General features: G+C 56.4%; 16 protein-coding genes. 5 read left to right on the top strand and 11 right to left on the bottom strand.

The annotated features are described in order from the left end of the window. Positions 1–11 precede the first annotated feature (11 nt). Together IPM61_11275 and IPM61_11270 are read left to right on the top strand one after the other, a co-directional pair. Complete coding sequence (locus tag IPM61_11275) at positions 12–950, top strand: ABC transporter ATP-binding protein (protein ID MBK8911896.1); 939 nt, start codon at positions 12–14, stop codon at positions 948–950. Further along, complete coding sequence (locus IPM61_11270) at positions 947–1,948, top strand: ABC transporter permease subunit (protein MBK8911895.1); 1,002 nt, start codon at positions 947–949, stop codon at positions 1,946–1,948. Before IPM61_11275 ends, IPM61_11270 begins: the two co-directional genes overlap by 4 nt. A 76-nt stretch (positions 1,949–2,024) precedes the next feature. Here the strand turns inward: IPM61_11270 and IPM61_11265 are convergent, their stop codons facing one another. After that, the gene (locus IPM61_11265) at positions 2,025–3,596 is read right to left on the bottom strand and encodes a menaquinone biosynthesis decarboxylase (protein MBK8911894.1); all 1,572 of its coding nucleotides are present in this window, start codon (positions 3,594–3,596) and stop codon (positions 2,025–2,027) included. A 219-nt stretch (positions 3,597–3,815) separates the two neighbouring features. Here IPM61_11265 and IPM61_11260 point away from each other — a divergent pair, with 219 nt between their 5' ends. Next, positions 3,816–4,775, top strand: a complete 960-nt coding sequence (locus IPM61_11260) for a 6-phosphofructokinase (GenBank protein ID MBK8911893.1) — start codon at positions 3,816–3,818, stop codon at positions 4,773–4,775. An 85-nt stretch (positions 4,776–4,860) separates the two neighbouring features. On the opposite strand, the gene IPM61_11255 is transcribed toward IPM61_11260, so the two are convergent. From IPM61_11255 to guaB, 7 genes are all read right to left on the bottom strand, one after another. Continuing rightward, positions 4,861–6,024 carry a hypothetical protein gene (locus IPM61_11255; protein ID MBK8911892.1) on the bottom strand — a complete coding sequence of 388 codons (1,164 nt, stop codon included), beginning with the start codon at positions 6,022–6,024 and terminating at the stop codon, positions 4,861–4,863. 193 nt (positions 6,025–6,217) lie between these two features. Beyond that, complete coding sequence (locus IPM61_11250) at positions 6,218–7,150, bottom strand: NAD-dependent epimerase/dehydratase family protein (protein MBK8911891.1); 933 nt, start codon at positions 7,148–7,150, stop codon at positions 6,218–6,220. Further along, positions 7,147–8,442, bottom strand: coding sequence for a phosphoribosylamine--glycine ligase (gene purD / locus IPM61_11245; GenBank protein MBK8911890.1), 1,296 nt, complete (start codon positions 8,440–8,442; stop codon positions 7,147–7,149). Before purD ends, IPM61_11250 begins: the two co-directional genes overlap by 4 nt. Positions 8,443–8,806: 364 nt before the next feature. Then, positions 8,807–10,285, bottom strand: a complete 1,479-nt coding sequence (locus tag IPM61_11240) for a glycosyltransferase (GenBank protein MBK8911889.1) — start codon at positions 10,283–10,285, stop codon at positions 8,807–8,809. A gap of 30 nt (positions 10,286–10,315) precedes the next feature. Then, positions 10,316–11,389 carry an aminopeptidase P family protein gene (locus tag IPM61_11235; GenBank protein ID MBK8911888.1) on the bottom strand — a complete coding sequence of 358 codons (1,074 nt, stop codon included), beginning with the start codon at positions 11,387–11,389 and terminating at the stop codon, positions 10,316–10,318. Between the two features lie 11 nt (positions 11,390–11,400). Further along, complete coding sequence (locus IPM61_11230) at positions 11,401–12,705, bottom strand: glycosyltransferase family 4 protein (protein ID MBK8911887.1); 1,305 nt, start codon at positions 12,703–12,705, stop codon at positions 11,401–11,403. A gap of 58 nt (positions 12,706–12,763) precedes the next feature. After that, entirely contained in the window at positions 12,764–14,227 is a 1,464-nt protein-coding gene (gene guaB, locus IPM61_11225) for an IMP dehydrogenase (GenBank protein MBK8911886.1), read from the bottom strand. Positions 14,228–14,509: 282 nt separating this feature from the next. Between guaB and IPM61_11220 the strand changes: the two genes are divergently transcribed. Beyond that, on the top strand, positions 14,510–15,028 hold the full coding sequence (locus tag IPM61_11220; GenBank protein MBK8911885.1) for an NAD(P)H-dependent oxidoreductase subunit E: 519 nt from the start codon (positions 14,510–14,512) through the stop codon (positions 15,026–15,028). A 160-nt stretch (positions 15,029–15,188) separates the two neighbouring features. Continuing rightward, positions 15,189–15,656 carry a T9SS type A sorting domain-containing protein gene (locus IPM61_11215; GenBank protein ID MBK8911884.1) on the top strand — a complete coding sequence of 156 codons (468 nt, stop codon included), beginning with the start codon at positions 15,189–15,191 and terminating at the stop codon, positions 15,654–15,656. Between the two features lie 97 nt (positions 15,657–15,753). Here the strand turns inward: IPM61_11215 and rny are convergent, their stop codons facing one another. The 3 genes from rny to IPM61_11200 form a co-directional block, all read right to left on the bottom strand. After that, positions 15,754–17,388, bottom strand: a complete 1,635-nt coding sequence (rny, locus tag IPM61_11210) for a ribonuclease Y (GenBank protein ID MBK8911883.1) — start codon at positions 17,386–17,388, stop codon at positions 15,754–15,756. 572 nt (positions 17,389–17,960) lie between these two features. Beyond that, positions 17,961–18,242 (bottom strand): cell division protein ZapA, encoded by a 282-nt coding sequence (locus tag IPM61_11205; GenBank protein MBK8911882.1) that lies wholly within the window; start codon positions 18,240–18,242, stop codon positions 17,961–17,963. A 300-nt stretch (positions 18,243–18,542) separates the two neighbouring features. Then, positions 18,543–19,985, bottom strand: a complete 1,443-nt coding sequence (locus IPM61_11200) for a hypothetical protein (GenBank protein MBK8911881.1) — start codon at positions 19,983–19,985, stop codon at positions 18,543–18,545. Positions 19,986–20,028 lie beyond the last annotated feature (43 nt).

Raw genomic sequence — 20,028 nt, 5'->3', positions numbered from 1 at the left:
CAATCGCCACTATGCCCGAACCAGCAATCAGCATCCACGGCCTTGAAAAAATCTACAAAGGATCGGGGCGGAAAAAGCAGCCGATTCACGCATTAAAACCGCTCCATCTAGAAATTCCCGCCGGCCAGATTTTTGGTTTGCTGGGGCCGAACGGAGCCGGCAAAACCACGTTGGTGAAATTGCTGCTGGGAATTGTTTTCCCCACCAGCGGGAAGGCAACAATTCAGGGAAGGGCCGCCGGAACCGCCACGGCAAAACAAATCATCGGATACCTGCCGGAAAACCACCGATACCCGCCATATCTGACCGGGCTTGGCGTGCTCCATTATTTCGGCCAGCTTAGCGGGTTGGATACGCCAACGATTGAGCAGCGCAGCAGGGAGTTGCTGGAAATCGTGCAAATGGGCCAATGGTCCGCCACCCGTATCCGCCAATATTCCAAAGGAATGATGCAGCGGATTGGCCTTGCCCAAGCAATGCTGAACAACCCCGATGTGATCTTCCTTGACGAACCAACCGACGGCGTGGACCCGGTTGGAAGGCGGGAAATCCGCGAAATAATTGCCGAATTAAAAGCGCAGGGGAAAACCGTTTTTCTGAACAGCCACCTGCTTTCTGAAGTGGAACTTATCTGCGACCGCGTGGCGATTATGAATAAAGGGGAATTAGTGAGGATGGGAACCGTGAAAGAATTAACCGCCATGCAAAAATTATGGCGGATTGAAGTTGACGCGTTGCAGCAGGAACAACTCCGCACGTTGCTGCCGCGCATCCCCGCCTGCACCGTTACCGAAAATGCCATGCTCCTAACCGCCGAAACATTAACCGACCTGAACCACGCAATTGATGCCATTCGCTCTGCCGGAATTCTTCTCTCCGCAGTTCGCCCCGAGCGGCAAAGCCTGGAGGATTTGTTTATTGACATCATCACCGAAGGAGGTGTGAAGTGAAAGTACGCGCACTGATCGCCGACACGTTTCGTGAGATTTATGCCAAGAAAGTAATTCTTGGAATTGTTGTGATTGAAGTGCTGGCACTGCTCATCACCGGGTTGGTTGTTGGAATGATTTCCGACAGCTACGACACTGCGCGGGCAACAACAACCTCGTCGGTTATTACCGCAGTTGAAGGCGATTCCACACTGCTACTCGACACGACGGCCGAGCGGTTGTTGGGCATTGGGGAAGACTCCGCAACAACGGCGGACGCGGCCACGCCCGACACAACCACACCAAGCAAATCCCTGGAAATAACCCCAGCCGACAGCCTGCAACTCCGCTCGCCCGCCAGCCAGGAAGCTCTTGTGACGGAGATGGTGCGGGGCCAGCTTGCTGCGTACAGCACCTTGGTGGGGGTGGCGGTTTTTTTGCTGGCAATTTTTGCCACCGCCGGCATTGTCCCCTCCATGATGGAAAAAGGGACGATTGACTTGCTGATATCGAAACCTGTTGACCGCGGGGTGCTTCTGCTTGGCCGAACTTTGGGGGGAATTATTGCTGTTGGCGTAAACCTTCTGCTGTTCGTTGTGGGGATATTTGTCATTTATGGGGTGTTCTCCGGGGTGTGGCTTACCTCCTTCATCGTTTGGACGTTTCTTATCTCACTTTTTGGTTTTTTGGTGTTTTACAGCTTTGTGGTTTGCATGAATGTCATCACAGAAAGCTGGGTGCTTCCGATGAGCCTTGCGTACATCCACATTTTTCTTTTTTCATCATTTCTGAGCAACCGCGAGGAGACGCTGTACATGTTTATCACCAGCCCGATTGCCCAAGCAATGATTGATGGGCTGTTTTGGATACTGCCACAACCGTTTGATTTAGTGGAAGCGAATCGCTCCTTGATTTTTTCTGGGATGGTGAGCAGCTCCGCTCCATTTATTCAGGGAGCTATTTTCTTTATTGTGATGTCAACCATTGCGGTTTGGCGTTTCAGGAAGCAAGATTTTTAAGGGGATCGGAAGCAACGCAGCCTTTCAGGCTAATTCCTGAAAGGCTGCTTCATTTTACCGACTCTATCTTGCACCCTTACCCCCCAATCTGCGCGCCACCACTTTCAATCGTTCCTATTTTTCCGCCGCCGCTGTTGGCTTGCGATTCCAGCAGAACGCCGCGCCGCGCCATTGTTGGCTCACCTTTTAACTCCATTGGCAGGCCATATTCCTTCCAGCGTGCGGAGACTGCGTCAACAATTTCTGGAGTCATCTCTAACTCCTTCGGCCATTCGCGTGGGAAGCCTTCGCTTTTCCATTTTCGGGTTGCGTCAATCCCCATTTTTCCGCCCCAACCGCTCATGTCGCTTGCGTGGTCCAGAACGTCAATCGGCCCGCGCACAATTTGGATATCCCGCTGCGGGTCAACATTTGCGCCAACATGGAACATCACGGTGTCGGTGTTCTGCACGTCAATGTCGCAATCCACCACCACAATGTATTTGCTTAACGACATCTGCCCCAACCCCCACAGCGCGTACATCACCTTCCGCGCGTGGTGCGGATATTCCTTGCGGATGGAGACGAAACAGAAATTATGGAACACCCCAAAAATTGGCAGGTTCATATCCACAATTTCCGGCACTGTTTTTTTCAGGATGCTCAGGAAAATTCGCTCGGTGGCTTTTCCCAAGAAATAATCTTCCTTCGGCGGCTGGCCCACAATCGTCGTCCAATACACAGGGTTTTTCCGCGTGGTGATTGTGGTGATATGGAACGTTGGATACTCATCCTTCAGGGTGTAAAATCCGGTGTGGTCCCCAAACGGTCCTTCGGTGCGGAAATCCTCAAGATCAATGTACCCCTCCAACACAATGTCCGATTCGGCGGGGACTTTCAGGTCGTGCTCCAGCGTCTTCACCATCTCCACTGGTTCGTCGCGCAAGAATCCGGCAAGCAGCCATTCATCAAGTTCGGGGGGCATTGGCGCGGTGGCGGCGTAGGTGGCAACCGATGGGCCGCCAATCGCCACGGCACACGGAATTTTTGTGATCCCACGCTCGCGGTAGCTTCGCAAATGCCCCGCAGCACCGTGGTGCGCTTGGGCGTGCAAAAATGTTGTGTTTTTATCAATCACCTGCATTCGGTACATCCCAACATTCGGCGCGCCGGTTTCTGGATTCCGCGTGACAACCTGCGGCAACGTGATGAACTTCCCCCCATCCTCCGGCCAGCACTTGATGATTGGGAACATCCCCAAATCCACCTCGGAACCACGATAGACCACCTCCTGGCAAGCGGCCTTCTTGACGGTGCGCGGCGGGAAGTTCCGAACCTGCGCAACGTGCGGCAATAATTTCAGCGACTCCTTCAGCGACGTTGGCGGCTTGATTTCAATCAACGAGGTGATCCGCTCGGCGATTTCATCCAGCGACTCAACCCCCAACGCCATGCACATCCGGCGGTAGCTTCCGTAGGCGTTAATCAGCAACGGAGTTTTTGCGCCGCGAACGTTCTCGAACAACAGCGCCGGGCCATATTTCCTCATCACGCGGCAAGCGATTTCGCTTACCTCCAACTCAGAATCAACCTCAGCCTTGATCCGGACAAGCTCGCCAGCTTTCTCCAGGGCTTGAATAAACTCGGCAGTAGTGTTGTAGCCACGCATGGTTCGGTTCCTGTAATGATGTGATCGGTCAATTTTTTTGGCCGCAGCAAAAATAATCGTGCAAACTGGGGGGCGGTGTAAACGGCTGCATCTTGAACATTTCGCAACTTGCAGGGGAATGGGGAAGGTGGGATTTTTCACCCTCCTTTTTCTGCAAGGCAGCGGCATTGCTGGCGCAGGTAATCAGCAGCATCAACTCAAAATATCCTCAACACATCCATGAAACGTATCGGCATTTTCACCAGTGGGGGCGATGCGCCGGGAATGAACGCGTGCATCCGCGCCGCCGTTCGCTACGGAATCGCGAAGGGATTGCAGGTGTTCGGCATCAAGCGCGGCTACCAGGGGATGATTGATGGGGATATTATCCCGATGGATCGCGCCAGCGTCAGCGGAATTATTGGGCGCGGCGGAACAGTGCTGGGCACCGATCGCTGCCCCAAATTTGCCACCCCAGAAGGACGCAAACAAGCGTTGGAAAATCTTAAACAATATGAGATTGAGGGATTGGTGGCGTGCGGCGGAAATGGAACATTCCAGGGCGCGACGGTCTTCTTCGAGGAACACGGAGTGCCAGTGATTGGAACCCCAGGAACCATTGACAACGACCTGTACGGAACCGACTTCACCATTGGCTACGACACCGCAGTGAATATTGCCATGGAGGCTGTGGACCGCCTGCGCGACACCGCCGAAAGCCACGGGCGCACATTTTTTGTTGAGGTGATGGGCCGCCACGCAGGATTTATTGCCCTGGATGTTGGCGCGGCCGTCGGGGCCGAGTACGTGGCTGTTCCAGAAATCGTCACCAATTTCGAGGATTTATGCAGATATGTTGGGGGAGTAAATCAGGAGAAACGGCACATTTTTATTATCAGCGAAGGGGATGATTACGGCGGCGCGTTCAAATTTGCCGAGGATTTTAAGAAGCGATTTAACATTGAAGCTCGGGTAGCAATTCTTGGGCATATCCAACGCGGCGGCGCGCCCACCGCACGGGATCGCATCCTTGCCACCCGGCTTGGCGCGGCGGCTGTGCAGGCGCTACTGGATGGAAAAAGCTGCATGATGGCCGGTGAAATTAATGGCGAGGTTGTGCTGACCTCGATGCGAGAAGCGTGGGAGAAAAAAGCGGAGATTGACCGGGGCTTGCTGGAGTTGGTAGAAATTATTCGGTGATGACACTTCTCCAAAAAATAGCACGCCTCCACCACCGTGAATTTCGCAGTGGCAGAGGCGCGTTATTTCGTTCAATTTCTACCAGCTATTCCACCAGCAGCATTCGTGCCGAGCGTGCTCCCTTGCTGGACACTTCCGCAACGTACATCCCTGGTGGCAACGATCCGATACTCAGCCGCTGACCCCTTGCTCCATCTACCCGTAGAACCTCCTCTCCCATGATATTCCGGACAATTATCGCAACATCCCCCTCACCTTCAACCACCACATACTCCCGCGCAGGGTTTGGGAAAAGATTGAGGCCCTCTGTGAATCGTGCTTCCGGTTCAACGCCAGACGTTTGCGTTGCCCGGCTAAAAAACTCCCAAAAATAATTTGCGGCTGCATACGGCACATTTTCACCGTTGGGATATTGATGATAGAGGTTGTCAATCAACGTAAACTGAAATCCTTCCGCCTGCGTTTGCCTGTTCGGGTCGGAGTAATGGTAGGTTAAAAAAACTTTTGTGGAGTCTTTCGTGTAGGTGGTATCGTAGCCATAGGCTCCTGTGAATCGCCCAATAAGTTTACGGTACATGAACACAATACTGTCATTCAGTGGCAGCTCGGTAATGCCATATTGGGCAAATGCTTCCAACCAGCGGTCATCTAAGGTGCCAACGGTTAGCCACAGCGGAATATTTCGTTTTGGCTTGGCAGAATCCAGATAATTAAAGCCGCCACCGGAAGCAGCGATTGCCGCAAAAACATCGCTCATCTCCACTGCCAACTTGAACGCAAAGCAAGCACCGTTGGAAAATCCAGAAACGTAAAACTTGCTGGGATTAACCGGAAAGCGACTTTTAAGGCTATCCACCATTGCCCGAACAAACGTCACGTCATTTTTTAGATTTTGGCCAGGGCAAGCAACTTCCACTAACTCTCCACAATTCCATTTTGTTGTGGTTTTCTGCTCGCCATCTTCGGTGATGCAATAGGCCCGCGAGCTTGGGAAAACAGAGATAAATTTCTCGATTTCCCCTTTTTCCTTCCATCCAGAGATGTTGAAGAACTTCTCCCCGTCGCCGCTGGTTCCATGGAACATGAAAACAACCGGATACCCCCCCGCCGGCGGCGTTCCCGATGGGACTGCGACAATAACCTCGCGCTTTACCGAGTCCACCATCATGGTGATGTCGTAGCGGGTTTGGGCAGATAGATGCGTGGCCACAGCTATCAACCCCACAACCAGCGCGAGCAAAAGGTTCATGATTTTTTTCATCGGTCCTTCCTGTTTATTTGAGAGTTAGCGTACGCTCATGCAATGGTAACATAAGCAATGGAAGAGGACGGAGGTATTGAAGGATCAAGGAAATCGCGTAGCTACGCAATGGAGAAATCGGCTGGCTCCGCCCCGATTCAGTAGGGCGGTCAAGTGAAATGGTGAGGGAAGGTGTGTGATCCTAATTATTCTTCCTAAAAAAACTCACCGTCTCCAGAATGCCTTCTTCAAAATTCAGAGAAGGATTCCATCCTAATTCTTGCTGGGCGCGTTGGTAGGTGCAGACGGAACGCAATTGTTCCCCGGCTCGAGCGGGAGCATGAGTTTCCAAGCAATCGGAGCCTATCGTCTGATTAAGGAGATGGAATAATTCATTGACCGTGACCTCGGTATTGGTGCAGATATTAAACACTCCGGAGCGGCCTGCGGCAAGATATTCCTGCGCCAGCTGGTTAGCATTGGCCACATCCAACGCAAAAACATAATCGCGGGTTTGCTGGCCATCGCCGTACATCACTGGGTTTTGGCGGCGCAGCATCTGCTGGCAGAAAATAGCCACCACCCCCGCTTCGCCGTGCGGATTTTGCCGGGGACCATACACGTTGGTGTAGCGAAGCACCACGTAATTCAGCCCGGCAACATGGCGGTAATAATGGAGGTATTTCTCGACCGTTAGCTTGGCGACTCCGTAAGGAGAAATTGGGTTGGTTGGATGGAGTTCGTCGGCGGGGAAATATTCTTGCTCACCATACACGGTTCCGGCACTGCTGGCAAAAATCACGTGGCGCACCCCTGACTCCACCGCCGATTGCAGCAGATTCAGCGCACCGATGATATTCACTTCGGCATCGAATTGCGGGTTGCGAACGGAGACGCGGACATCAAGCTGGGCGGCGTGATGGTTGATAAGATCAAACTGCCCGGATTGCAGCAGCAGCCTTACTGCGTCGCGGTCGCGAAGATCGGCTTCCACAAACTCCGCCTGCGGGTTCAGATTTTCCCTGAGGCCGGTGCTAAGGTTGTCCAGCACCGTCACGCGATGCCCGCCAGCAAGGTAGCGGTCCACAATGTGCGAGCCGATAAATCCCGCCCCGCCGGTCACCAAGATGTTCATCGGTTGCCCGCCCTCCCAGCCGCGCGGTGGCCGATGTCGCTGCGGTAAAACGCGCCGTCGAAGCTAATCCGCTCCACAGCATAGTAGGCCTGGCGAATCGCCTTCAGCAAATCCCCCTGCTGGTTGACCGAGGCAACGCCAAGCACGCGCCCGCCGTTCGTCACCAATGCCGCGCCGCGCATTGCCGTTCCGGCATGGAACACAATCCCCCCTTCCTCCGATTCAGCAGCCCCAATCCCCACAATCTCCCGCCCTTTTGGGTAGCTGGCTGGGTAGCCCTCGCTGGCCATCACCACGCAGGCGGCAGCGCCGTTGCTGGTTAGCTGGCCAATCTGGTCCATGGTTCCGGTGGCGGCGGCAAGCATCACGGTGGCAAGGTCGTTGGTGAGGATTGGAAGGATCACCTGCGTTTCAGGGTCGCCAAAGCGGCTGTTGAACTCCACCACCCGCGCAGCTCCATTGTGGATCATCACCCCAACATACAAGCAGCCAACGTAGGGCGTTCCTTCGGCGGCCATTCCGCGCAGCGTTGGCTCGATGATCTGCTGGCAGATGCTCTCCATCAGTTCCGGGGTGACGATTGGGGCGGGGGCGTAGGCTCCCATTCCGCCGGTGTTTGGGCCGGTGTCGCCATCGCCAACGCGCTTGTGGTCCTGGGAGGGGGCAAGCACCCCGTAATTCTTCCCGTCGGTGATTGCAAACACCGATGCTTCCTCGCCCTGCATGAACTCCTCGATTACCACCGTCTCCCCCGCTTCCCCGAACGCGCTTCCATCCAACATTTGATCCAGCGCGGCAAGGGCTTCGTGGGTGGTTTCGGCAATCACTACCCCTTTTCCGGCAGCAAGCCCGCTGGCTTTTAGCACCACCGGCAAGGGGTGGGCATTGACGTACTTGTGCGCGGCATCAAGCTGCTGGGCGGTGAAGGTTTGCGAGGCTGCCGAGGGGATTCCATGCCGCTGCATGAAGCCTTTGGAGAACGATTTATCCCACTCCAGCCGCGCCGCCGCCTGGCTTGGACCAAACACCACCGCGCCCGCCTGGCGCAAGGCATCGGAAACGCCAGCGGCCAACGGAGCTTCCGGCCCAATCACCACAAGGTCGGCGTTGTGATGCCGCCACAGCTCCACCACCGCGTCGGCATCCTCAGGGGCGACCGGGGCAAGCTCACCCAGCGAAGCCATTCCGGGATTTCCCGGCGCGCAGATCAGCCGGGTAACGGTTGGGGATTGGCGCAGCTTCCAAGCAATCGCGTGCTCGCGCCCACCGGAGCCAAGAAGAAGGATGGTCATGTTGATTGGTATCGGTCGTGATTCAGTCACTTTGGAAATATGTCGGCTCATTGCTTCGCCACAAGCGGTAGCCGCCCCGATTGAATCGGGATTGATAAAAGGTCTTTAGCCTTCGGCGACTACCCACTCGGCAGGCTAAAGACCTGCCGCTACCCCACTTCCGGTAGCCGCCCCGATTGAATCGGGATTGATAAAAGGTCTTTAGCCTTCGGCGACTACCCACTCGGCAGGCTAAAGACCTGCCGCTACCCCACTTCCGGTAGCCGAAGGTCTTTAGCCTTCGGCGACTACCCACTCGGCAGGCTAAAGACCTGCCGCTACCCCACTCCCGGTAGCAGCCCCGATTGGGGGAATGGATACTGTTTTAGATCCGCACCGAATAGGCCAGTACCCTTGCAAGGCGTTCGGCAAGTTTGCGTTGGTCGTATTCTTCGGCTGCCTCGCGCCTCCCTTCCGGAAGCGTTCCCGATTTCCATTGGTGGTAGCTGTCAAGCAGTGCCTCGGCAATTGCTTGCGGGTCGGTTGGCGGAACAACGGTGGCGGCTCCGTAGACAGCAAGCGTCTGGGTTAATGCCCCTTTTTCGGTTAGGGCAAGGATGGGGCGACCCGAACCCATGTACTCATACACCTTGCCCGGAACACTTGCGGTGTGGTAGTTCGCAAGCCAAAGAAGGTGGCTGCTTAGCAGAAGCCCCGGGACATTCTGATGCTCCACATATCCAGTGGAAACCAGTGCCGAGGCAACCCCGATATTGGTTGCCATCTTGCGGAACACTTCCGGCAGCACGCCAACAAACACCGCCTCGATTTCCCCTCGGGTCTGCGGATGCTGGGCAAAGATTTTTGCAAGTGCTTGGAAGAAGTACTTCGGCGTGTGGCGTGCGTCGAACGCGCCGCAGTAGGTGATTCGCATTTTCTCCTGCGGGCGGACCGTGTGCCGCCGCGCATTCTGGAATTCCTTGATGTCGTAGCCGCCCGGGATGATATGGACGGAGTCGTGCGTCAGGAATGGATAGCGTGCAATCAGCCGCTCCTTAATCCGGCGGGTGACCACCACGCACGCGTCGGCATTCTTCAAGATTTCTTCCTCCAACCCCGCCGCGTAGCTTCGGTGGATTGGCGTTGCGTAAAATTGCTGCGGGTTGTCCAGCCAGGTCTCCTGGTAATCCACCACCAACGGAAGGCCGTACCGCTTTTGCAGCTCGCGCCCAATCATAAAATCGGTGAACGGCGGGGCGGTGGCCAGCACCAGATCGAAGGGGCGTTCCTCCATCAACTCTATCGCCCGCTGCAGCGCGTAGCGTTTCCAGCCGATCTTGTTATCGGGCTGCAGGAAGGTGTGCGAGACCCCCCGAAGAAACCCCCGATACCGCTCCACCGGGACCTTCTTCATCCGCTTGTTCCCAAGCAGCCGCACCGGGTCCATGGTCTTGGTCCGCTCCACCTGCACGCCACTTTCCAGCACCTCTTCCAGCAGCGAAAAATCTTGCACGAAGTATCCAACATCGTTCACCGTCAGCACCGTTGGCTCCCAGCCGAATTCGGTAAGATGTTTTGCAAGCCGCGCAATCCGCAGCACGTGGCCCAAGCCGATTGGGGGGAAGTAGTAGGAGACGATCAGCACCCGCCCACGCCCCGGGCGGGCTGCACGCCGGGGAGCGATTGCCGATTCTTTCGGGGGGAACTCAATCTGCAACGGGGCATCCTCCGGCAAGGGTTCCTTGCTGGCGGAGGGTTCCGGTTGGTGCTCGATCTGATGCTCCATCGCCCCGGCACTGGCTGCGGTTTCGCTGGCCCGGGGTGCGGCTTCCTGCGGTTCGATATTTGGGTTCGGTTCGGTCACTCGTGTCTGGGCAATCCCAATTATTTTTTTTTAGACGATAATCAGTTCGCGTGGTGAGGAGGTCAGGACCGTGCAGCCGGTTGCGGTTAGCAGCACGTCGTCTTCGATGCGGACCCCTAATTGATCGGGGAGATAGATCCCTGGCTCGATCGTCACCACTGCCCCTTCCGGCAATATCTGTTTTTCGGAGCGGAAGCTGACACCAGGTTGCTCATGGACCTCGATCCCCAACCCATGCCCAGTCGAGTGGCCGAACTTGTCGCCGTAGCCGGCTTCGGTAATCAGGTTGCGGCAGACGTCGTCCAGCTCTTTCCCGGTCATTCCGGCGCGGGCGGCGTTCACGCCGGATTGTTCGGCGTTCAGCACGATGTCGTAAATCTTCCGCGCCAGCGGCGACGGCTTCCCGACGGCGAAGGTGCGGGTCATGTCGCTGTTGAACCCGTTGTGGATGCAGCCAAAATCGAGCGTCACCAACTCACCCGACTTGATTTTTTTGGTGCTGGCGCGGCCATGCGGCAACGCGCCACGCGGGCCCGATGCCACGATGATGTCGAATGCGTCCCCCTGCGAACCGAACTTTTTCCCCAAGTAGCTGATCTCCATCGCCACCTCGTTTTCCCGCATTCCAGGCTTGACGATTCCAAGGATTTCCTGATAGACTCGCGCAGCAATGTCGGCAGCGGTGCGGATTGCGGCAACTTCATCGGGGGTTTTCACCATGGATGTTTTGGTCACCATCGCGCCGGTGGGGGCAAACTTCACCTTGCGGAATTTTTTGCGGAGCGCGGCCAACGCCGCAACCGTCGTGTAGCTGTCTTGGAACCCGATCTTCATCCCTTCGCGGATCAGCTTCTTCTCGGCAATCGTCTCGTGCGGGGTGCTGGTGATGATCGTTTTGAAATCGGGGCGAAGCTCGGCAGCGGCTTGCTCCTGGTAGCGGAAATCGGTGATGAACCACGCCGCACGCCGGGTAAGCAGCAACTGCCCGGAGCTTCCGGAGAAACCGCTGATGTAGCGGATGTGGGGAAGGTGGGTCACCAGCAATCCATCCAGGTTTTGCTTTTTCATGCTGGCGCGAAGCAGCGCAAGGCGGTGGTTGTTCATGCTTGCAATGGTTATGATGTTGTTGTTGAGATTCGGTCCAGAATGTTCGCCAGTTCGCCGGTCAGCCTTCGGCGGTCGAACCGGGCAACGGCGGCGGCATCGGCAATCGGAAGTTGCGATGCTTGTTTCTGCTTGGCCAGCCGGAGGATTGCTTGCCGCAGCGCGTCGTCGTCGTCGGGGTTCACGATCACGGCGTGATGGAAGCCTTCAAGAATGGTGCGGATGTCGTTCTCCGGCAGCACCGCAAGGATCGGTTTGCGGCTTCCCAGATACTCGAACGCCTTCCCCGGGGAAACCGTCTGGAAGCCTTGCGACCGCGCACCAATGTTGAACCAGACGACATCGGCACGCTGTATCCAGGCGATGGACTCGCGGTGTTCAACATACCCGTGGTAATGGAAGCATCCATCCACCCCCATCGCCTGGGCCATTGCCCGATATTCTTGCTGCACATATCCCACCATGTGGAACGCCAGCGTTGGGTAGATGCTTGGATGCTGCGCCTTTATCTGAGCCAGCACCCGGAACAGCTGCTTGGGGTCGCGATCCTCGTAAAAAATTCCTGTATAAACAAAGTGAGTTTTTGCCGGGTCCAGCGGCTGCGGCGCGGATTCCGGCAAAGCCGACATCTGTTGGAAATCTTCGGGATCATACCCCTGCGTCAGCACCGAAAGGCGGTTGCCCAACTGAAGCTCGGGATAGCGTTGCAGCAACAACCGGCGGATATGGCTGCTGGTGACCACCACAGCGTCGGCGGCGGCAAGCGATTTCTGCTCCAACGCTTGATGCTTCTTCCGGTGCCAGCCGGTCCAGTAATAATGGTAGGGGAACTCCAACCAAGCGTCGCGGTAATCCAGCACCAGCGGGATGCCGTAGCGGTGGCGCAGCTTGCCGCCCAGCAGGTGGCTTGTGAACGGCGGGGCCGTTGCAAACAGGGCGTTGAATTGGCCAAGATCGCGGCGTTTCAATTCCCGGAAGGCCTGCTTCCCCCACCCGGTTTTGTTGTCGGGGATGAAGACGGCTTGGCTGATACGGTTCAGCATCTTGCGCCCACCTTCGTTCTTCAGCGGAACGGTTTTTCGCCCTTTGAACAGGGAGAAAATCCCCGCCGGCGCAACCCTCCAGATTGGGATTTCTTTCCCTTCCAGTTCCTGCAGCAGTGTGTCGTCGAAGGCGAAGTAGGCGTGCGGCTGAACGGTCAGCACGGTTGGTTGCCAGCCGAACTCTGGCAGATACTTCACGAATTTCAGCGTCCGCTGCACTCCGCTTAACCCCATTGGAGGGAAGTAGTAGGCGATAACCAGCAATTGCTTCATTCGTGCGTCGGTGTGGGTGTTGCCCCGCGTGCGGATTGCCCCGCAAGGCAGCGGCGGCTTACATGTAGTTTGGTGATTCTTTTGTGATCGTCACATCGTGGGGGTGGGATTCGCGCAATCCGGCCGAGGTCATCCGGACGAACTGGGCACGCTGCTGCATCTCGGGGATGGTGCCGCAGCCGCAATACCCCATTGCTGCCCGAAGCCCCCCCACCATCTGGAAGGCGATGTCGGACAATGGACCTTTGGATGGAACGCGGCCCTCAATCCCTTCGGGGACCAGCTTCTGCAGGCCATCCTCAACATCTTGGAAATAACGGTCGGCGGAGCCATCGGCCATTGCCCCCATGGACCCCATCCCGCGATAGACCTTGTAAGAGCGTCCATCCAGAAGGATTTTCTCCCCTGGAGCTTCGTCGGCACCGGCAAGCAGGCTTCCCAACATCACGGTATCGGCACCGGCAGCAATGGCTTTGGCGATGTCGCCGGTTTGGCGGATTCCGCCATCGGCAATGATCGGGATTCCGTGGCGCGCGGCAACGCTGGCAACCTCCATCACCGCCGTAAGCTGCGGCACGCCAACGCCAGCAACCACGCGTGTGGTGCAGATGCTCCCCGGCCCGATCCCAACTTTCATCCCATCCACCCCGGCCTCGGCAAGCGATTGTGCGGCTTGGGCGGTGGCGATATTTCCGGCAATCACCTGCAGTTCTGGGAAGGCATTTTTCACTTCCCGCACCATCTGGATCACCCCTCGGGAATGGCCGTGGGCGGTGTCAACCACCACAACATCCACCCCTGCGCGGCATAATGCCTGCACCCGTTCCAGGGTGTTGGCGGCAATCCCAACGGCGGCCCCCACCCGAAGGCGGCCATGGTCATCCTTTGCGGCGTTGGGGTGTTGGCGTTTTTTGCGGATGTCCTTGAAGGTTATCAGCCCGTGCAGCCGCCCGTCGGAATCCACCACTGGCAATTTTTCGATGCCATGTTTTTGCAGGATTGCTTCGGCACCTTCAAGGGTTGTTCCCAGCGGGGCGGTGATAAGATTTTCGCTGGTCATCACCTCGGTGATCGGAAGGTTCTGCTCCGGCTGGAACCGAAGGTCGCGGTTGGTGACAATGCCAACCAGCAGCCCGTTGTCGTCAATGATTGGAACGCCGCTGATGGAGTATTTCCGCATCAGGTGAAGGGCTTCGCCAACGCGGCTGTTCAGGCCCAGGGTGATCGGGTCCAGGATCATTCCGCTTTCGGAGCGTTTCACCCGTTGGACCTGCTCGGCCTGTTGCTCCACCGTCATGTTTTTGTGGATGATGCCAATCCCCCCTTCGCGTGCCAGCGCGATAGCCATTGCCGACTCGGTAACGGTATCCATTGCGGCGGAGATCAAGGGGATATGAAGCGTGATGCCACGTGACAAACGGGTGGTGAGGTTCGTTTCTCTTGGGAGAACCTCGCTGTACTGTGGGATGAGCAAAACATCATCGTAGGTAAGGCCTTCGCCGACGATCTTCGTAGTGTCCATGGTCTGTCGAAGTGTGAAGCCGCCCCCCGCAGGAAGCGGGGTAACGAGCGGGAACGTTTGGCAAACTTACCCAAGTTCACGGTGGCCGTGCAAGGGAACAAGGGGGTAACTGGGTGCTCGCATAAGGCTGTTACGTGTTGCGGAAACGATGCGGAACGATTTCCCGAACCGTGACGCCCGGGAACGGGTGCACAGATACAGGGGAATTTGTACTTTTGCCCAACGCAGTTCCCAGCGAACAGATTCAACACGGATATCCTCCTTTTTTAACCGAAGCACACCATGATTGATTTGTCGGCAGCGGCTGAACCACTTCAGGAAATTGAAGGGCCAATCGAGTTCTCACCGGAAGAGCTTGCAAAAGTGGAGCAGTTGAAAGGATTGTACCCCAGCCCAAAATCGGCCATTATGCCCGTTTTGTGGATGGCGCAAAAAAAATGGGGCTGGCTTTCGGTTGGGGTGATGAAACACGTGGCCGAGGTTATGAACCTCCCCTACTCCCACGTTTATGGTGTGGCTTCCTTCTACACCATGTACTTCAAGAAGCCGATGGGGCGATACCACGTGCAGGTGTGCACCAACGTAAGCTGTATGCTGCGCGGCGGCGAGGCGGTCTATCAACACGTTTCCAGCAAGTACGGGATTGGCCATAACCAGCGCACCGCCGACGGCAAATTCTCCTTGGAGGAAGTGGAGTGCATGGGGGCCTGCGGCGGCGCGCCAATGGTGGCGATTAACGAAGATTACTACGAGAATATCACGATTGAGGAACTGGATCGAATGCTGGATGCACTGGGCTAGCCCAGGCAACAGAGCCCAGGCAACAGAGAAAGGCTTTTCTTCCCCCAGCATCGCAGCCTATGAAACATTTTTGTGGTGTGCCAGTCTCAACGCGCACATCGTCAGGAAAACACTTTACTGAGGGAACTTCACAGGCACAATTCTTGCTACAGGTGACGGTATGAACAGACAACGTACTTCCTTTCGCTCGCTTCTTCAATCGGCATTGCTTGGCGCGATGCTGCTGGGGTCACAAGGGTTGTTCGCTGCGGAAGCGGCGCGCAACGTGGTTCCCGGGCAAGCCCCCAACTCCATTCCTTTCGAATCTATTTTTTCCCGATTCCTTCTTACCGGGGTGGATATCCGTGGCGAATCGCCAGTGCCGGAGCGTCTGTTTCTGGACCAGAATTTCCCCAACCCCTTCAATCCAACAACCATGATCCGCTACGGCATCCCGGTTGAAACCAACGTGAAGCTGACAATCTACACGTTGCTGGGAACGCCAATCCGGGTGTTGGTGGACGAACGCCAGGAAGGGGGAATCTACGAGTACGATTTTTCCGCGATTGATCTTCCGTCGGGAGCGTATTTCTACCGGCTTCAAACATCGCTGGGAACGCTGACACGCCGCCTGACTGTCTCGAAGTAATCCCCAACAGTCTCATAAAAAAGCAACTACCGAAACGGGCGACCATTCTTGCGAAATGGTCGCCCGTTTGTTTTGTACCGATGCTGCCGTGGGGCAGTTATTTGGCATATCCAACCGACCGCCGCTCCCGAATCACCGTCACCTTAATTTGCCCGGGATACTCCATCTCTTGTTGAATTTTTTCGGCGATGTTGTGGGCAAGTTGGTCGGCAATCAGGTCGTCCACGCGTTCCGGCTCCACCATCACCCGAACCTCCCGCCCGGCTTGGATGGCGTAGGTTTTCGCAACCCCCTCGAAGGAGCGGGCCAAGGTTTCCAACGTCTCAAGCCGCTTCACGTAGGCCTCCAGCGATTCGCGGCGTGCGCCCGGGCGCGCGCCGGAGATTGCGTCGGCAGCCTGGACAATCACCGCAATCGGCGTTTCCATCTCGATGTCTTCGTGGTGGGCACCAATGGCGTTGCAGACGATTGGATGCCCCTTGTACCGCTTGGCGATCTCGAACCCCAACAGCGCGTGCGGCCCCTCGATGTTCCGATCCACGCATTTCCCCATGTCGTGCATCAGCCCGGCGCGGCGGGCAAGGTTGGCATCCAGCCCAAGCTCGCGAGCCATGATTCCGCACAGGTAGGAGACCTCGATCGAGTGGCTTAGGACGTTCTGGCCGTAGCTGGAGCGGTATTTCATCTTGCCAATCAGCTTCACGATTTCGGCATGGACGTTGCCGATTCCAAGCTCCAGCAAGGTGTTGTTCCCGGTGCGGATGATATCCTCCTCCAACTCCTTCCGAACTTTGTCCACAATCTCCTCGATGCGTGAGGGGTGGATGCGGCCATCGTGCATCAAGCGTTCCAGCGCGATGCGGGCAACCTCGCGGCGGAAGGGGTCGAAGCCGGAGATGATGACCGCTTCGGGGGTATCATCCACGATAACATCCACACCGGTTGCGGCCTCGAACGCACGGATATTCCGCCCTTCGCGCCCGATAATCCGCCCTTTCATATCCTCGCTGGCCAAGTTCACCACCGAGACGGTAGTCTCCACCGAGTGGTCGGATGCGGTCCGTTGGATTGCTTGAACAATCACGCGTTGCGCTTCGCGGCGGGCCTCCAGCTTTGCTTGGTCGCGGATTTCTTTCACCTGTTGGGCGCAGGCCAGCTTGGCCTCGCTGACCATGTTTTCCATCAGGAACTTGCGGGCATCCTCTTTGGACATTCCGCTGATTCGCTCCAAGCGGTGATTCTGCTCCTCAACCAACGTATCAACAACTTTTTTCTGCTGTTCGATGGTTGTTTTGGCGTTGTCAATCTGCTTTTTCTGAAGCTCGGTGGCCTTGCGTTGTTCTTCCACTTGCGCCACTTTCTTCTCCATCTCCTTCTGCTGAACCAGCAGTTCCTTCTCCCGTCGGGTGGCGATTTCTAATTTTTTGGAGAGGTTTTTCTCGATGTTCTCCTCTCGCGTTTTGATTTGTTTTTCAATCCCTTGCAGCTTTTCCTTGCGCCGGTTGTGGTCTTCTTCAAGTTGCCGCCGTTTTTTGCTAAGGTCGTCTTTGGCTTCCAGCAGTTTTTCTTGTTTTAGGATTTCGGCTTTTTGCTGCGCGTCGCTGATAATCTCCTGGGCGCGTTCCTCGGCGTTGGCCAGTTGTTGCTTCGTTGATTTGGTTGCGAAGAAGTAGGATAACGCGAAACCAAGAATCGAGGCGGCCAGGACTATGAGAAGGGTTGATGTTTCCATACTTGGAACCCCCACTGAAAAAATGGAATGTGATAATTACTGCGCAAGGGTCGCGGCCAATGCCAGAACCATGCGCAGCCCCCGGCGCAAGGCAGAAGAGCAATAGAGGGGAAAATGTGAGAGATCGGAGACCGGCGTGAGAGGTTCGGTGTGGCAAAGGGAAAGGGACACGAACGGGAAAAAGTGCCGCCTGCTCATCGTGCAAAGGCGTGACCCCTGTGAAAACCACAAGGGCGTTGCTTGCAGGCAAAGGTAGAACCCAACAAGAACACGGTGGGTGACTGCCACCACATCGCTCACTTCCACCGATCCCCCCGCAGTGAACGCGGGAAGATTTTTCTGCTGATGCAGAAAACGAGGCCTGTGATTGACGTGTTGAGCCAATCGCCCATAGTCGCAACTATAGGTTCATGTATTGCGATTTTGCACAATGAGCAGTGCGGGCATTGTTCGCGACGTTCGATGTCAAAGAAAAAGTGGAACGAACGGCACAACCGGCAACGGTTGCAAGGTTCCCCACGGTTGCTTGTGGCCAAGCAATGATTTCAACCAGCAGCGCGCCTGCGCTGGGGTTATTCCATCTCCAGCAATTCATGGATGGAAGCTGCCATCCCGTCCAATCGGCGGGCGCAGTCCTGCAGTTCGGTCCGCGAGCGTTCCTGCTCGCCAATCAACAACTCGGCAGTGTTCAACGCCGCCAGCACAGCGATTGTCGCCGGCGGCTGTGTGGGTGCCTTGCTGGAGATGAATCGCATCTGCTCGTTTATTATCCCGGCGGCTTCTTGAATACGCGTGGTGTCGTCGCCACGCAATTTGTATTCCGAGCCATGTATCTGAACAGTAATGGTCTGCATCGTCCCCAATGGCGGGTTGAACGGTGTATGAAAGTGCTGAAAATCTGTTGCCCCCGCCTCGGTTCCCCGGCCCTGAATCTGAAGATCTGGTTGAAATCGCTTAGGCTCCTTTTCCTCCGTGCCAGCAAGGGTTCATCCCCCTGCCGAACGGTTCATGCGCGGTCACTCCCCTTGCTGGTCGTACCATTCTTCCGCGATTGCTGCCGTTGCCCGTGCCACGGGCAACATGGCTCTTCGCAGGAAGACCAGGGTTAATGACTGTGGGCAATTATACTACAATCGCCGTGGCAAAACAAAGCATTATCCACCCAAGTGGCGATCCAGAAGAGCAATCGCCCCAGCAACGCGGTCGCGAAGCTCCTGGCGTTCCCCTTCCTCCATCCCCTCACCCCCCTTCTGCTGCAACGCTTGGCGGTGGTCGTCCAGCTCTTGAGCCAGTTGTTGGACTTGCTCGTTCAAGTCAAAACAGCGCGCACGAATGGCCTCGGATTCCTGCAACGCGGCAATAGTTTCTTGCTCCTTTCGGGCGGCCATTTCCAAGGCTTCGGTAAGGTCGCGGGTTAGTTGCTCAATCCGGGTTTTCTGCTCGCTGGTTGCCTCCCCTTCCATCTCCTCCATCTCTTTCACCCGGTTTTGCATGGCAAAGATTTGCACGAAGGCTTGGTCCCGCTCGGCCTCCATCGAAGCCACCTGCCGCCGCGCCCGCTCGATCTCCATATCGAACTCAATGTGCTTCTCCTCAAGGGCCGATAGCTTTTGGGCGTAGTCCTCTTTCAGCTTTGTCCCGTCGTTTTGTGCGTCGCGGATTTGGACCTCGCGAGCGTCCAACAGCTCGCGCAATCGGGCTATTTCGTTGTTGGCCATTTGCAGCTCCAGCGATGTCCCCCCCTGCTTCTGCTGGGTGATGGCAAGCTCCTCGCGCAGCTTGGTAAGCTCTTCGCTGGCCGAGGTGAAACGGCGGCGAACCTCGTCGGCTTCGTGGCGAAGCTCGTCCGTTTTTGCGGCGGATTGCTTCAGCTGCAACGACTCCGCCTGCATCTGGGCCGATGCCGCAACGGCAAGGGCAGCCTCGTTCCGGGTCATGGATACCTGGCGCGTGGCCGCATCCAACTTGCTGATGGTCTGCTGATATTTTTCTTCCACCCCCACGCGTTGCTCCCCTAACGTCGCGATTGCCTTGCGCAGTTCGGCTATCTGGGCGGTTCCGGCATCCCGCTGGGCGGTGAGCTTCGCAACCTGATCGGCGCGTTCGGCTTCGGAATGCTCCAACTGCTGGGCGCGCTCGTTGCTCACATTTTGGCTGGCCGCAAGCTGATCGCTCAGCTGGGCAATCTTCATGTTCAACTGCTCCGAATGCTCGTCGAACTTCCCCCCTTGCTCCTGCGCTTCCGATAATTGCCGGCGCAACTGGCCGATAGTGTCCTCCTGCTCGGCAATCATGGCTTCGCGCTCGGCCACCACTTCCTCCAATTCATCCACCCGGTGCATCAGCTCCGACAACCGGCGGTCCCCCTGAATCACCCGCTCCTCCAGCTCGGTCCCGCGCCTCCGTTCTTGATTAACGATCTCCTGGTGGACCGAAATGGTCATCTCGGCAGCGGAGCGTTCTTGCTCAAGTTCGGCAATGCGTTCAAGGTTGCGCTTCCGTTCGCGGCGAAGCTCAAGGTAGCGGTCGGCCAGCGCGTCAATGGCTTGTTGGAATCGCTCTAGAGATTTCCGGAGTTCGGCGGATTCGTTCGTCATCGGTTGCTTGGAAGAAAAGTATCTGCTAAAAATACTGCGTGCA

This window comes from Chlorobiota bacterium (genome assembly GCA_016710285.1).
Lineage (GTDB): Bacteria > Bacteroidota > Ignavibacteria > OLB7 > OLB7 > OLB7.
Note: the sequence above shows the minus strand (reverse complement) of the source record. Positions and strands in the feature narration are given on the sequence as shown.